This is a genomic window from Psychroserpens ponticola (genome assembly GCF_023556315.2).
Lineage (GTDB): Bacteria > Bacteroidota > Bacteroidia > Flavobacteriales > Flavobacteriaceae > Psychroserpens > Psychroserpens ponticola.
In genome coordinates, this window is the sequence record NZ_CP116221.1 from 3,615,168 (window position 1) to 3,629,678 (window position 14,511).

Genomic DNA, 14,511 nt, shown 5'->3' on the forward strand with positions numbered 1-14,511 from the left:
ACTATTGGTATTATGAAATCTTATCATTTAATTCTCATCATTTCTGTTTTTTTTGCATTCTCTTGTAATAACCAAAAAAATAACAATCTATACTCCTCTAATATAGAAGGTGAAAAGAGCTTTAGAACTAATTCATCAAAAAAACTAAAGCTACACAAAATAAACAATCAGCAGTTTAAGATGATTTATGGTGTGATGCCAATTCCAAATTCATGGGAATTAGTCAATAATAAAAAAGATAACATTCAATTTCAAGCTCCAAATGGGACTAAAATCTATGGTGAACGGTTTAATTCGTTTTACTACTCAAATAATCAACAACAAAATTATTATTCGCAACAAAACGGAACTCAGGTAAAAGCACCAAAAACAATCAATAGTTTTATAAATGAAGATTTAAAACCTTTGCTAGAATCTAATGGATTAACATATTTGGGACAATTTCCTTTACCTCAACTTGCTCAAGTAGACAAACAGCGTAACAATGCTATATTTAAGGCTACACCAGAAGAAAAAACCTTCGAATGTATTGTTACCGAATGGGTAGACAAAAAAGGCAATAAATCTTTAGGAATCATCAGGTATTTCACTAATTATTATACAGTAATTGGAGGTATGGATTGGGGTTACACACTAAACTCTTTAGAAGCTCCGAAATCTGTGTATGAAGATGCTAAAAAAGATTACATTAATGCTTTGCTAAACTTACAGGTTAATCCAAACTGGCTTCAAAAAAACAATCAATATTACGCTCAAATGTCACAGCAAAATAATGCTGAGCATCAACAACGTATGGCAGCAATTCGTGCACAAGGCCAAGCCATTATTAATAACGGAAATATATATAGTTCAATTTCAGATAGTAATCATGAAAGCTGGAAAAGACAAAATGCAATAACAGATGCTGGACATTCAAAATCTGTTAATGCCGTTTGGGAACGAAGTAATGTTACTGACCAAAATGGAAATCAATATCAAGTTGAAGGCTATTACAATAACGTTTGGAAAGCAAATAACAACGAATATGTTGGCACAAACAACACCAACTGGAATCCAAATATTGATAACACCACAAATGGAATTAATTGGGAACAATTAGAATATACTGATGATTACTATTAGGTCATTACAATGAATTATAAACCATCAATTTTCAAACAAATAATTGTATCTTACTCATGATTAGCCATTAACATCATAAAAACCTACAAAATAGACTACTGAAACAATATAAATCTAAAGATGTCTATGAAAAAACCCATAGAGAATTATTGCTTAAAAATTAAAACTTGAAGAAGCATTATAATCTTCCAAATCTTAAAAATTGAATATTAATAGCAACATATCACAAGAACAACTAGAAACCATTGAACGTTATATAACCAACACAATGATTTCTGAAGAGCTAAACGCGTTTAAAACGCAATTAGAAAATAATCCAGATTTTAAAATTCAAGTAAATGATACCATCACATTACTTAAAGGAATTGAAGCGCAATCACTTAAAGAACAACTTAACGAATTCCATAAAGACATACCAAAGCAAGAGCTTATAAAAAAGACACCAAAAATTCATTATTTGAAATTTAGAAAATTAGTTGCTGCTGCAGCTATTATAATTGCTCTTGGCAGTTTTTGGCATTTTAGACCAACCTCTTCTGAAAGGTTATATTCAAAATATTTCTATCCAGATCCAGGATTACCAACAACAATGAGTAATACTTCAAATTTTGAATTTTACGATGCTATGGTTAATTATAAACAAGGTGATTATAAAATAGCCATAAAAAAATGGAAAGCACTACCTTCTAAAAACGATACTATAAACTATTTTCTTGGTGTTGCATATTTAGCAGATAAAAATGAGGCTAAATCGATTCCGTTATTAGAACAATCCATTCAAAATAAAGAGTTTCCTTTAGTTAGTGATGCTCATTACTATTTAGGATTGGTTTATTTGAAACAAGGTAACATTGAAAAGGCAAAAAAAAATTTAAAAATTTCAAACCTTAAAAAAAGCAAAACGCTCCTTTCTGAAATAAAGAACTAACCATATTAAAAACAAAACAATTATGAAGCAATTTTTCGATTGTCCAAGTCATACAATTCTTTTTATTTTAATAGTTGGTCTAAGTCAATTCGGCTATTCTCAACAGGATTCTATTTCAGGAATCAAGCTTATTGATTATTATTTAGTTAGTAATGACATCACTAAAGCAGATGTTGAATTAAAAAAACAAATTCAGGCGTTTCAAAACAATAACTCATTAGACTCTTTGGTTGGCTATCCTTATTATGTTGGAAAAGTTTCATTAGCAAAAACCAATAAAATTACTGCTATAAAAACTGCTGAAAAATTTGTTGAAGACATCAATTCAAAAAGCAACAATCTTAATGTAAACTACAAAACCCTTTTAAGTCTTGCCGATTTTTACGATGAAGTTAGTGAAAGTGAAAAATCTCTTGAAGTCACTGAAGAAGCACTTCGCATTGCTAAAAACATAAAAAACATAAAAGGCGATGCTATTGGCAAAATTCGTTATAATGTTGGTGCTTGCTTAATGTCTCTGAGCGAAGTAGAAAAGGCAAAAACTTATTTTATTGACGCATTAAAAGATTATGAATCTTACGACAAAACAGATCCAAAAGCTTTATCAGACACCAATAATGCTATAGGAGCGACCATGTGGATGTCATCTAAGTTAGATAGTGCAAAACATTATTATTCAAAAGCCATCAAAGCTCTCGATTTGATAAAAGAAGAAGATTCGATTGAGAATTTATATCTAAAAACCGTCATCAAATCTAACATCTCATTACTAGAATACTCAAATGGCGATTTTGAGCAAGCCATACACACACAAACAGCTGTGATTAATAATTATGAAACAGTTGCAAATAATTTGTTAGATGATAATATTGTATCAAAAGCCAAGCGTTATCAGGCTAGAGCGATTTCTAATTTAGCTGTCTTTTACCACGAATCTGGAAATTTGTATAAGGCTAATGAAATTTTAAAGTATTCTTTAGAAAAGAAAAAAAAGATGCAAAATACAGCAAGTGATATTGCAACGACTCTAATACAAATTGGTCAGTCGCAATTATCACTACAAAATTTAGATGAAGCCATTACTTATCTTAATTCTGGATTACAACAACTGGAAAAAATCTCTAAAAATGATAACTATTGGAAAGCTACTGCTTTTCACGCCTTAGCAGAAGTCTATTCGGCAAAGAACAATAATCTAAAAGCGAAAGAGTTTTATGACAAAAGTGAAACGCTTTTTCTAAAAACTTTAGGCGATGAATATGATAAAGAATTTTTAAGTTTTTTAAGTAACAAAGCACTCTTTTTAGCTAAAAGCAACGACACAGAAAAAGCAGTAGAAGCTTCTCAAAAAGCCTACAATTACGTTTTAAAAAATGGCGAAGACAACTCCTATCAACTCTTTAAACAAATTAGTAATCTTGCAGAGACATATTATTTATCAAAAGATTACAAAAGGTCGCAAGAATGGGTACAACGTGGTAATGACTATTTAGATAACAACATAAAAAACAATACATCAAGTATTGATTCTTTAATCCTTCAGCTTAACAAACCTAATTTAATCCTATTAAATTCAAAATCTGAATATTATACATCGCAGTCACGAAATGTTAGTTTTTATAAAAATGAAATCAAAAAACTAGATGAAGCTTTAAATTTATTAGAACAACGAAAAGAAACGATTTTCAATTCAGAAGACATCAACGTATTGCTTTCTGACTATAAAAACATTACAGATTATTCAAAAAAATTGAATTTAGAATTATTTGAAATCAACAACAATACTGAGCATTTAAAACGCCTAATAGAGCTTCATGAGTCTAGTATTTATAATCGTATTCGTTCAAGGCTTAATATGAGGAATAATTTATCGTTTTTACATATTCCGAATGCTGTATTAGAAAGAGAAAAAGAATTGAAATTCTCCATTTCAAATTCATTAGAAGACACGACAAATTTTAATACCTTTTTAAATGCAAATAACAATTGGACTACGTTTCTAGATTCATTAAAACTAGAACATCCTAAATATTACAAAATGCGTTATGCAAGCATTGAAACATCTATAGATAACCTTCAAACTAATATTCCTGAGCAAACAACAGTCATTCGTTATGTATATGTTGAGGATCAACTTTATGCGTTCTTAGTTAACAAAACCGATTATAATCTGATTAAATTAAATTCAGAAGAGATTAGTGCTCTTATTATTTCTTTAAATGAAAATCAAATTAATGATGAACGCATAAACGACTATCTTTTTACATTATATAATCAACTTTGGAAGCCTTTTGAAGACAACATAGAAACAAAAAATATCATTATTATTCCTGATGGAGAGCTTTTTAATTTAAGTTTTGAAACCTTAACATCATCCAAAACAACTTCATTTGAAGACATTGCCGAAAACAGTCTGATTTCTAAATATAATATGTCTTACAATTATAGTTTGCTACTCATAAACGAAAATCAGAAAGCAATAGATTACACAAATGATTTTATTGCTTTTGTTCCTGAGTTTAATAAAACAATGAAAGATAACTACACCATGTCTATAACAGATTCATTAGCTCTTGACAAAACCTACTTACATTTATTACCACAACCCTTTAGTGTTGAATTGGCAAAAGAATACTCAAAACTATTTAAAGGCAAATCATTTATAAATGAAAACGCATCCAAACAACTATTCACAACAGAAGCTAATGAACATAAAATCATTCATATTGGCACGCATGCAGAGTCTAATAATTTATTACCGGAATTATCGCGTTTAGTTTTCGCTAAAGAAGCTTCAGGTAAAGACAATTCGCTTTACACCTATGAAATCTATAACCAAAATTTATCATCTCACCTTGCGGTATTAACAGCTTGTGAAACAGGAAAGCCAACACACCAAGCTGGAGAAGGAATGATTTCTTTAGCTCATGCATTTAATTATGCTGGAAGTGAAAGTATTTTAACGAGTCTATGGAAAATTGATGAACAGTCTAGCACAAAAATAATCAAGTTGTTTTACGATAATATATCCGAAGGAATACCTAAAGACGAAGCCTTACGTTTAGCAAAACTAGATTATATTAAAACTGCCGATGGTCGCACAAAACATCCTCAATATTGGGCAGGTTTAGTGCTTATTGGTGATACAACTCCTATCGATTTACAAACGTCTTCTAATTTGGTATTTTGGATAATAGGTTTTGTTATTGTACTTCTTTTAGTTCTAGCTTTAAAACGAAAACGCAAGTCATAAAAAAGAGTTTCCAAATACATGAAAACTCTTTTTTTGACAAATTAGCTGATAAACCGTATTTATATAAATTCCCTACAAATTAATAGCAATGTTGGTTTATCATATAATCATCGGATTAATTCTAACATGTGAGCATAAAAAAACCCATTATTTTAAAACATCTGTTTTTAATTTGAAATTATTACCTTTCTAATTATCGTTTGATTAGAAAATTGATCATTAATATTCAAAAAATACACTCCACTTAATAAAGTGTTTATATTAATCATAGTGTCTGTAGAAGTCATATAACCTTCATTTACAACTTGTCCTAATTGATTAATTAAACGCCATTTTCCATCAATTACATCTTCAGTTTTAATATTCAAAATATTTTTTGCAGGATTCGGATAAACACTTAAGGCTTCCGAGGTCATAACATTTTCAACACTTAAAGTAGCTCCAGGACCAACGAGATAAATAGAATCGTCTTCAATTTCTACAGAAAACGTAATAAAATTACCTTCAAACTCAGCTTCAATAGTTTCTGGTAAGCTATTAGTATTAAGTGAAGCCGCAGACAAAATTTCAAATACAGCATTATTTGGTGGTAAATAGCCTAAAATAACATTAATATTTCCGCTAATATCAGCGTTATCTTGAATCACAAGTCTATCATAACCTGTATCCACTGTTGGTCCATCAATCTCAATATTAAATACGGTATCACTTCCTGCGATAAAATCTCCAGCAATGGTTAAGGTGCCTGGAGAGCTCCCAGGAGACACATCTGAATTTACTTCAAAACTTGTTGGAAATTGTAGCGTTCCACTTCCTCCAAAATTAGAATATGTACCTTGAATTACATCCTCAGTAAAAGCCAAAGTTCCCATCTCACTAATAATATCCGCATTATTATATAAATCCGTTAAATTAATCGTTGAAGTCCCAGAACCTGAAGTTTTTGTAATTCCATTAACACCTCTAATATCAAAAGAATGATTGGTGCCACTAGTATAACCTATAGTAATATTATCTGCATTTATATTATAATTCACATAATTGAATATTACAATTTTACCATTATTAATATTCAAATTGCCTTGATTATGGTCAATATTAGTTCTAAAAGCCCAAATTTCAAAATCATCTTCCATCTCTTTTAAACCGGAACTATCGAGAATTAGATTTCCATAATTAATTAACAAGCATTGTCTATTAATATCTTCTTTTAAGATTTTACCAGCATTCCAAATTATTGTTCCTCCAATATTATTGTGCATACCATCTTCAACTGAAAAATCACCGTTAATAACAAGTGTATTATTCTTTCCAACAATAATTTCTTTCACATGCGTTACTCCTGCTCCATTAGTATATGCTATGCTTCCAGAACCAGGCATGTTAATATAAATGATATCGTTTGCAACTGGAACACCATTTGGATCCCAATTGGCAGCATTGTTCCATTGTCCATCTCCACCTTCTCCATCCCAAGACTTAGCAGTTGAATAGTTAATACCAGTCACAGTGTAATAAATACCATCAGCTTCACATTGCACACCAAAATCAACCTCAATACCAGAAGCTTGATTTTCTGGCACAAAAAGAGTTGTTGCTGTTCCACAAGAGCCTTGAGAGCCTTCAATAATATTGAATGAATCTCCTATTTGAGGTCCATATCCAGACATATATATAACCATTTCACCATTAAAATAATAATTACCATAACATCTAATTTTTGTATACACATCAATTTCATTGATATATAATTCTACAGTACTGGTAACGTCAACAGTGAAATCATATAATAATTCAATATCACCTTGAACAAAAAGATTAGAGAAATTTCTAAGTTCTAACGAACCATATTGGTAAAACGATGATCCTTCATAATAAACAAATTGTCCATCAATTAAAATATCATCACCATTTTGAGGCACGTCAAAATAAGACCAATTATCTGGGTCTTCCCAACTATAACCATCTCCATAGCCCGTAAATTCATTTTGAGCAAAAGCAGTAAGTGAGACACAAAACAGTGTCATAAAAAATAAAATTCGTTTCATAATTAATAGCTTTATATGTTTATATAGCTACATCGGAAAGAATTAAAAATGTGAGCAAAGAATAAGTCTGATACTGAATGTTTTATCAAAGAATATAACTATAAAACAAAAAAAGCCACTATTTCTAGTGGCTTTTTAAACTTGCTCCTCCTCTTAGGCTCGAACTAAGGACCCTCTGATTAACAGTCAGATGCTCTAACCAACTGAGCTAAGGAGGAGTGTTTATCGCTTTTGCGAGGGCAAATATATACTATTTTTTATGTTTAGCAAAACGACTTTCAAATTTTATTTTATTTTTTTATCATAAAATTTGAAACAAAATTTCACGATGTCTATGTTATAGAATATTAACGTTCAGAATAAACATTATTTTTAAAATATTGCTAAAAAATTAATTAAATCCAATCATTAATATTAGCAAACAAGACTAAAGTAATTAAGATGATGAATCCTACCATTTGAGCACGCTCTAAAAACTTCTCGCTTGGTGCTCTTCCTGAGATCATTTCATATAATAAAAACATGACATGACCACCATCTAAAGCTGGTATTGGTAACAAATTAAGTACTCCTAACATAATCGAAAGAAATGCTGTTAGCACCCAAAACGCCTGCCAACTCCAAACACTAGGGAAAATACTATAAATGGCTTTAAATCCACCAACACCTTTATAAGCGCCTGTACTCGGATTAAATATAGCTTTTAATTGTGCGCCATATTTATTAAGTGTTTCAACAAAATCTGTTGCGCCTGCTCCAAAACTCTCACCAAAAGTATAAGTTTGTATAGCAATATCATAGTAGCCTAATTCTGCAAATCGATCATTATCAAAAGCGGGTTGAAAGCCAAATTTACCGTTTTCATCAACTTTTAATTGTCTTGTAATTGTATCATCACCTCTTAATAATTCTACGCTTAAAGTTTGACTTTTATAGTTTGTCATTAACGAATCTAGTTGATCAAAATACCTCAATGGTTTTCCTTCTATAGATGTAATAATATCTTCAGCTTTAATATCAAATGTTTTATTTAAAGAAGAGTCAGCGACTGCTCCAATCATAAATGGAATTCTGCGTTCAAAAAGATCTTTACTTTTAGCAGAAGTAAATTGTCCGAGAAAATCTTCTGGCAAATCAATTATTTGTTCTTTTCCATTTCTTTTAATAGTGATTGTTTCGGCTCCAATAATATTTGAACGCACATCATAGTCATTTATAACTTTAATATCATTTACCGCTAATATTTTATCTCCAGTTTTAAAACCTAAACCTTGAATAAACTCATTTTCAACCCAATATCCATCTTTTAAACTTTCTATTTTAGTCGTTTTATCTCCATATGCAAAAGCTAGAAACACGTAAATTACATAAGCTAGAATGAAATTAACCGTAACTCCACCAAGCATAATTATTAAACGTTGCCAAGCTGGTTTAGAACGAAACTCCCATGGTTGTGGTGGTTGAGCCATTTGCTCTTTATCCATGCTTTCATCAATCATTCCAGCAATTTTCACGTAACCTCCTAAAGGCAACCATCCAATACCATAAACAGTTTCTCCTATTTTTTTCTTAAACAGGGAAAATTTAATATCAAAAAACAAATAGAACTTTTCTACTTTGGTTTTAAATAGTTTCGCAGGTATAAAGTGTCCTAATTCGTGAAGTACGATTAGAAGGGAAAGGCTTAATAAAAATTGTGATATCCGTATTACAAACTCCATGTATCTCTAGTCAAAATTTTACAAGACACAAAAGTAGTGTTTTGGTGGCATTTAGAAAACTATATTTAAAGTTAAGCCTAATTTTTTAACAAGCTTTTATTAATTACGCCTTTATTAGTTTGAAATTGCATAAAAAGTAAGCCTTCCGAAAAAGATGACACATCAATTTTATCTGTCCATTCTGAACGATATAATAATTGACCAATAGTATTGTAAATTGTTATAGATTTGACTTCTAATGTTTCTGGTTTTTGAATACTTACACTCACTGAAGACGGATTAGGAAACATTTTAAGATCACTTTCAATTTCGAACGTATCTAAGCTCAGTACCACTTGATTATTAGCTGAAATAATATCAAATTCCGGATTAAAAATCACATCCTGAACCGCAAAATTCACAGTTTCTGAAAACTGTTGCATATTAGACGTATGATTTAACACCAGATCTAATTCTTCACCTAAAGTCCCTATTAATCGTATAGGAACTGGCGCTTCAAAAAATGATACTGATGCATGGCTTTGGTTTTGAGACAGTTCAATTGCAATTTCACTTGCTGAAGGCTGATTCCAACTGAGTGTATAACTTGGATAGCCTTGATTGTATAACCAATCACTAAAAAATTCGGTTAAATCTTCTCCAGAAGATGTTTCAACAATAGAAATAAAATCTTCAGTTTTTGCATATCCATAGGCGTGTTCAGGAGTACTCAGATAATCTTGTAATGCCTGAAAAAAGTTTGTGTCTCCTAATTTTTTCCGAAGCATATGTAATACCATAGACCCTTTGTTATAACTTAACCTAGAACTAAAAATACGACCAACACTTGTTGTATCAACATCACTCAAATACACTGCTCCATTAACTTGTGAAGTAATAGAGTTAATACGTTGTTGTTTCCAAGTTCTAAAGGTATCGTTACCATCTAAATTTTCATAAACTAAACCTGATAAATACGTTGCAAATCCTTCGTTAAGCCAAATATCTTTCCAGCTACCACAAGTGATTTTGTTACCAAACCATTGATGCGCTAATTCATGAGCTATTAAATTTCTACCATAACTACCCATAAAAGATACAGTTGTATGTTCCATACCTCCACCAAAACCAAATTCGGCATGACCATACTTTTCATCTTCATAAGGATAAGCTTCAAAAAGATCAATAAATAAATCCATGATATCAACAGTAACAGGAGTACTTGCTTGTGCATTAGCTAAACTTTCAGGATATACATAATTCACAATATCAAATGGGTCTCCATTATTTGAAACCTCATGAGAATACACTTCATAATTAGTAACTGAAATTGCAATTAAATAAGCAGGAATTGGATAACGATGCTTAAAATGTGTTGTTTTTTCACCTCCATTTATTATCTGACTTTGCTCTAAACCGTTAGAAACTGCAATATATTCTTCATTAGTTGGATTAAATTGTGGTGAAGTTATATGTACATCAATTGAATCAATTTTATCAATTAAATCTTGTTTACAAGGCCACCATGCTTTGGCACCATAAGGTTCAGATAACGTCCAAATAGTTGGATCACCATTATGAGTTTCTTGAACAAAAGAGCCTAAACCAGAAGCTATAGGATTTCCCGAATAACTAATCGTTAAAGAGTCTAAAACTCCTAAATTTTGAATAATAGGTAATGTAACCACCAATTCATCATTAGCATTTTGTGTGAATGCCAAACTATTTCCTCTTTGATCAACCTGAGAAACTATCATATTACTTGATAAATCAAAAGTAACTTCGTTTATAGCTTCTTTAGCTTCAAAATAAGTGGTAATGTCTCCAGAAATAAAAGCTACAGATGGATCTATATCCAATTCTAATCTATGATATTTTAAATCATAATTTCCTGTGTTTAAATTAGCACGATGTATAATTTGGCTTAAGGCCGATTTGGCTTCAGAAAATCGAATTTCATCTAAAGTTTCATTGAAATCTTGAGAATACAAATTGAATGATAAAAAACAAAAAAGAGTGAGTAATAGTATTCTCATAAGAATTAAATTTTTCTTTCTTTAAGCAATATAGCGTGTTAAAAGTACTGAATTTGTTATAAATCTGTCGTATTTTTGTAATCAAATCTTACATTAAAACCTTAAAAACCAAGTCATGCTCGCGTTTTTTAAACAGTTTAAATTCTTTTTCATAGTACTCTTTATTGTCTCTGTAATTATTGTTTCTATTTTCTATTCTATTCTCAATGTAGAACAACCTTTACCTGTCTATCAACCAAACAGAATAGATGCAACTCTAGTTGATAGTACAATTCAGCATAAAAAGAAATACCATACAATAGCCGATTTTAATCTCATTAATCAAAATGGAGAAACAATTACACAAGACACATATAAAGGTAAAATTTATGTGGCTGACTTCTTTTTTACAACGTGCCAAACTATTTGCCCAATAATGACAGATCAAATGCATCGCATTCAAAAAGACATAATTAATGATGATGATGTGATGCTCTTATCACATTCGGTTACACCAGAAATAGATTCTGTAGCACAATTAAAGCGCTATGCAATTGAAAAAGGCGTTAATGACAACAAATGGAATCTCGTTACAGGCGATCGTAAACAAATTTATGACTTAGCAAGAAAATCATATTTAGTGGTTAAAACTGATGATTCTGAAGACTACGGAATGGTTCATACTGAAAATTTCGCTCTTATTGATAAAGACAAGCAAATTAGAGGTATTTATAATGGAATTAGCCGAACATCTGTAGACTCTTTACTTCAAGATATTAAACGACTTAAAAAGGAATATCAATAGTTTTAACACTACAATTTCTCCACTTTAAATTTTTGACTTATTTTTGCTTCTTTAAAATCAATCTAAATAAGCTTGCAAATAACATTAGCAGATATAAAACGAGGACAACAAGCCATCATAACTGATGTTTCTTCAATTCATATTCCACTTAAATTACTAGAAATGGGCTGTTTGCCAGGAAATTTAGTAGAACTTGTACAAGTGGCTCCATTTGCAGATCCAATGTATCTAAATATTAATGGAACACACTTAGCTATTAGAAAAGAAACTGCTATTCACATTTTAATTGACATTACCAATGCCTAAACAAATAAATGTTGCACTTATTGGTAATCCAAATACAGGAAAAACTTCTGTTTTTAACGCTTTAACTGGTTTAAATCAAAAAGTTGGAAATTATCCTGGTATTACTGTTGAAAAAAAAGAAGGTGTTTGCAAATTACCAAGAGGCGTAAAAGCTCATATCATTGATCTCCCTGGAACTTACAGTTTAAATGCGTCTTCATTAGATGAAAACGTTGTTATAGAATTGCTTCTTAATAAGAATGATAAAGATTTTCCAGATGTAGCCGTTGTTGTTAGTGATGTTGAAAACCTAAAACGAAACTTACTTCTCTATACTCAAATAAAAGATTTAGAAATCCCAACTATTTTAGCAATCAATATGTCTGATCGAATGACATATAAAGGTATTCAGTTAGATATTCCACTTTTAGAAAAAGAGCTAAATACAAAAATTGCGCTTATAAGTACAAGAAAAAATAAAGGCATAGATCAACTTAAAGAACTCATGATTAATTTCAAGGAACTTTCAACTAAGCCTTGCGTAAATGCTTCCGAAATTGATACGAATTACTTTGATAGTCTTCGAAATGCATTTCCAAATCAATTGTTATACAAGCTTTGGCTTGTAATTACACAAGATGTAAACTTCGGAAAAACAGATAGAAATGAAGTTGATGCTATCAATAGCTTTAAAACAAAAAGTAAAGCAGATTTAAAACGATTACAGCAAAAAGAAACGATTAAACGGTATCAATTTATAAATAATACACTTAAAAAAGGACAAACAATCGATCTAAAATCTGCTAAAGATTTACGAATAAAACTAGATCGAATTTTAACTCATAAAGTTTGGGGTTATTTAATTTTCTTCGTGATTTTATTAACCATTTTTCAAGCTATTTATGATTGGTCTAGTATTCCAATGGACTTTATTGATAGTGTTTTTGCTTCTTTTAGTGAATGGACAAAAAACACTTTACCTCAAGGTGCGTTTACAAATTTGATTGCTGAAGGTATAATTCCAGGTCTTGGAGGAATTGTGATTTTTATTCCGCAAATTGCATTCTTATTTTTATTCATTGCTGTTTTAGAAGAAAGTGGCTACATGAGTCGTGTTGTCTTCTTAATGGATCGCATTATGAGACGTTTCGGATTAAGTGGAAAAAGTGTTGTTCCTTTAATTTCTGGAACAGCGTGTGCTATTCCTGCTATTATGGCAACTCGAAATATTGAAAGTTGGAAAGAGCGTTTAATTACCATTTTAGTTACGCCTTTTACAACCTGTTCTGCACGACTTCCAGTATATCTTATTATTATCGCTTTGGTAATTCCTGAAGGCAGATTTATTGGGTTAAGCTATCAAGCACTCACCTTAATGCTTTTGTATTTAATAGGGTTTGGAGCTGCAATATTTTCAGCTTGGTTACTAAATAAAATGCTTAAGATTAAGGGCAAAACCTTTTTTGTAGTAGAGATGCCTAATTACAAATTACCTCTATTCAAAAATGTAGCTTTAACGGTTATTGAAAAAACAAAGTCATTTGTATTTGGAGCTGGTAAAATAATACTAGCTATTTCTATTATATTATGGTTTTTAGCATCTTATGGTCCTGGTGATGAATTTAATAACGCTGAAGATATTGTAACTACAGAATATGCGTCGAAAGATTTAACTGCTCAAGAACTACAACAAAAAATAGCATCTCATAAATTAGAACATTCATTTATAGGTATTGCTGGACATGCTATTGAGCCAGCTATTAGACCTTTGGGTTATGACTGGAAAATTGGTATTGCCATTGTGAGTTCATTTGCCGCTAGAGAGGTTTTTGTTGGAACATTAGCGACAATCTATAGCGTTGGAAGTGATGAAGAAGAAACCATTAAAAACAGAATGGCTGGAGAAGTGAATCCAATTTTGGGTGGACCATTATTTAATTTTGCTAGTGGAATTTCGCTCTTATTATTTTATGCTTTTGCCATGCAATGCATGAGTACTTTAGCGATTGTAAAACGAGAAACCAATAGCTGGAAGTGGCCAACTTTGCAACTTGTTGGCATGAGTGCTTTTGCTTATGTAGTTGCTTTAATCGCTTTTCAAGTTTTAAAATAAAGGTTTATATTTATAATTCGACTAAAACAAAATGAACACCATAATACAAAACATACTTGTCTTTTCTGCTGTAAGCATCGCCTTAGTGTTCTTGGTTCGTAAATTTGTTTGGAAACCGAAAAAAGCTTCAGCAAAATCTTGTGGTGGAGATGATGGTTGTGGTTGCCATTAACATAATTCTTAAGTACTCATCTTGTCAATTAGTACCCAATCGAGTGATCATTGTATAACCTGATTAGATG

10 protein-coding genes and 1 tRNA gene are annotated in these 14,511 nt (G+C 30.9%); 7 read left to right on the forward strand and 4 right to left on the reverse strand.

The annotated features are described in order from the left end of the window. Nucleotides 1-12 precede the first annotated feature (12 nt). The 3 genes from MUN68_RS15915 (at nt 13) to MUN68_RS15925 (ending at nt 5,303) form a co-directional block, all read left to right on the forward strand. Nucleotides 13-1,122: a hypothetical protein gene (locus MUN68_RS15915; protein ID WP_249993095.1), complete on the forward strand. Its 1,110-nt coding sequence runs from the start codon at nt 13-15 to the stop codon at nt 1,120-1,122. Nucleotides 1,123-1,324: 202 nt separating this feature from the next. After that, complete coding sequence (locus MUN68_RS15920) at nt 1,325-2,050, forward strand: tetratricopeptide repeat protein (protein WP_249993093.1); 726 nt, start codon at nt 1,325-1,327, stop codon at nt 2,048-2,050. Nucleotides 2,051-2,072: 22 nt separating this feature from the next. Beyond that, nucleotides 2,073-5,303 carry a CHAT domain-containing protein gene (locus MUN68_RS15925; protein WP_249993091.1) on the forward strand — a complete coding sequence of 1,077 codons (3,231 nt, stop codon included), beginning with the start codon at nt 2,073-2,075 and terminating at the stop codon, nt 5,301-5,303. Between the two features lie 167 nt (nt 5,304-5,470). On the opposite strand, the gene MUN68_RS15930 is transcribed toward MUN68_RS15925, so the two are convergent. From MUN68_RS15930 to MUN68_RS15945, 4 genes are all read right to left on the reverse strand, one after another. Further along, nucleotides 5,471-7,351, reverse strand: coding sequence for a T9SS type A sorting domain-containing protein (locus MUN68_RS15930; protein ID WP_249993089.1), 1,881 nt, complete (start codon nt 7,349-7,351; stop codon nt 5,471-5,473). A gap of 144 nt (nt 7,352-7,495) precedes the next feature. Beyond that, nucleotides 7,496-7,569 (reverse strand) — tRNA-Asn (locus tag MUN68_RS15935). Between the two features lie 177 nt (nt 7,570-7,746). Beyond that, entirely contained in the window at nt 7,747-9,072 is a 1,326-nt protein-coding gene (gene rseP / locus MUN68_RS15940) for an RIP metalloprotease RseP (RefSeq protein WP_249993086.1), read from the reverse strand. 77 nt (nt 9,073-9,149) lie between these two features. Beyond that, a complete protein-coding gene (locus tag MUN68_RS15945) occupies nt 9,150-11,087 on the reverse strand; it encodes a M1 family aminopeptidase (RefSeq protein ID WP_249993084.1) in 1,938 nt (645 codons plus the stop codon). 115 nt (nt 11,088-11,202) lie between these two features. Here MUN68_RS15945 and MUN68_RS15950 point away from each other — a divergent pair, with 115 nt between their 5' ends. From MUN68_RS15950 to MUN68_RS15965, 4 genes are all read left to right on the forward strand, one after another. After that, on the forward strand, nt 11,203-11,871 hold the full coding sequence (locus tag MUN68_RS15950) for an SCO family protein (protein ID WP_249993082.1): 669 nt from the start codon (nt 11,203-11,205) through the stop codon (nt 11,869-11,871). A 72-nt stretch (nt 11,872-11,943) separates the two neighbouring features. Continuing rightward, complete coding sequence (locus MUN68_RS15955) at nt 11,944-12,177, forward strand: FeoA family protein (protein ID WP_249993080.1); 234 nt, start codon at nt 11,944-11,946, stop codon at nt 12,175-12,177. After that, entirely contained in the window at nt 12,170-14,269 is a 2,100-nt protein-coding gene (gene feoB / locus MUN68_RS15960; protein WP_249993078.1) for a ferrous iron transport protein B, read from the forward strand. The genes MUN68_RS15955 and feoB overlap by 8 nt, the downstream gene beginning before the upstream one ends. 31 nt (nt 14,270-14,300) lie before the next feature. Next, nucleotides 14,301-14,441, forward strand: coding sequence for a FeoB-associated Cys-rich membrane protein (locus MUN68_RS15965; protein WP_249993076.1), 141 nt, complete (start codon nt 14,301-14,303; stop codon nt 14,439-14,441). The last annotated feature ends 70 nt before the right edge of the window (nt 14,442-14,511 follow it).

Excerpts from the sequence above, each read along its gene's own strand:
- MUN68_RS15950 (WP_249993082.1), top strand. The coding sequence starts at position 11,203 with ATGCTCGCGTTTTTTAAACAGTTTAAATTCTTTTTCATAGTACTCTTT.
- MUN68_RS15930 (WP_249993089.1), bottom strand. The coding sequence starts at position 7,351 with ATGAAACGAATTTTATTTTTTATGACACTGTTTTGTGTCTCACTTACT.
- rseP (WP_249993086.1), bottom strand. The coding sequence starts at position 9,072 with ATGGAGTTTGTAATACGGATATCACAATTTTTATTAAGCCTTTCCCTT.
- MUN68_RS15925 (WP_249993091.1), top strand. The coding sequence starts at position 2,073 with ATGAAGCAATTTTTCGATTGTCCAAGTCATACAATTCTTTTTATTTTA.
- MUN68_RS15965 (WP_249993076.1), top strand. The coding sequence starts at position 14,301 with ATGAACACCATAATACAAAACATACTTGTCTTTTCTGCTGTAAGCATC.
- feoB (WP_249993078.1), top strand. The coding sequence starts at position 12,170 with ATGCCTAAACAAATAAATGTTGCACTTATTGGTAATCCAAATACAGGA.
- MUN68_RS15945 (WP_249993084.1), bottom strand. The coding sequence starts at position 11,087 with ATGAGAATACTATTACTCACTCTTTTTTGTTTTTTATCATTCAATTTG.
- MUN68_RS15915 (WP_249993095.1), top strand. The coding sequence starts at position 13 with ATGAAATCTTATCATTTAATTCTCATCATTTCTGTTTTTTTTGCATTC.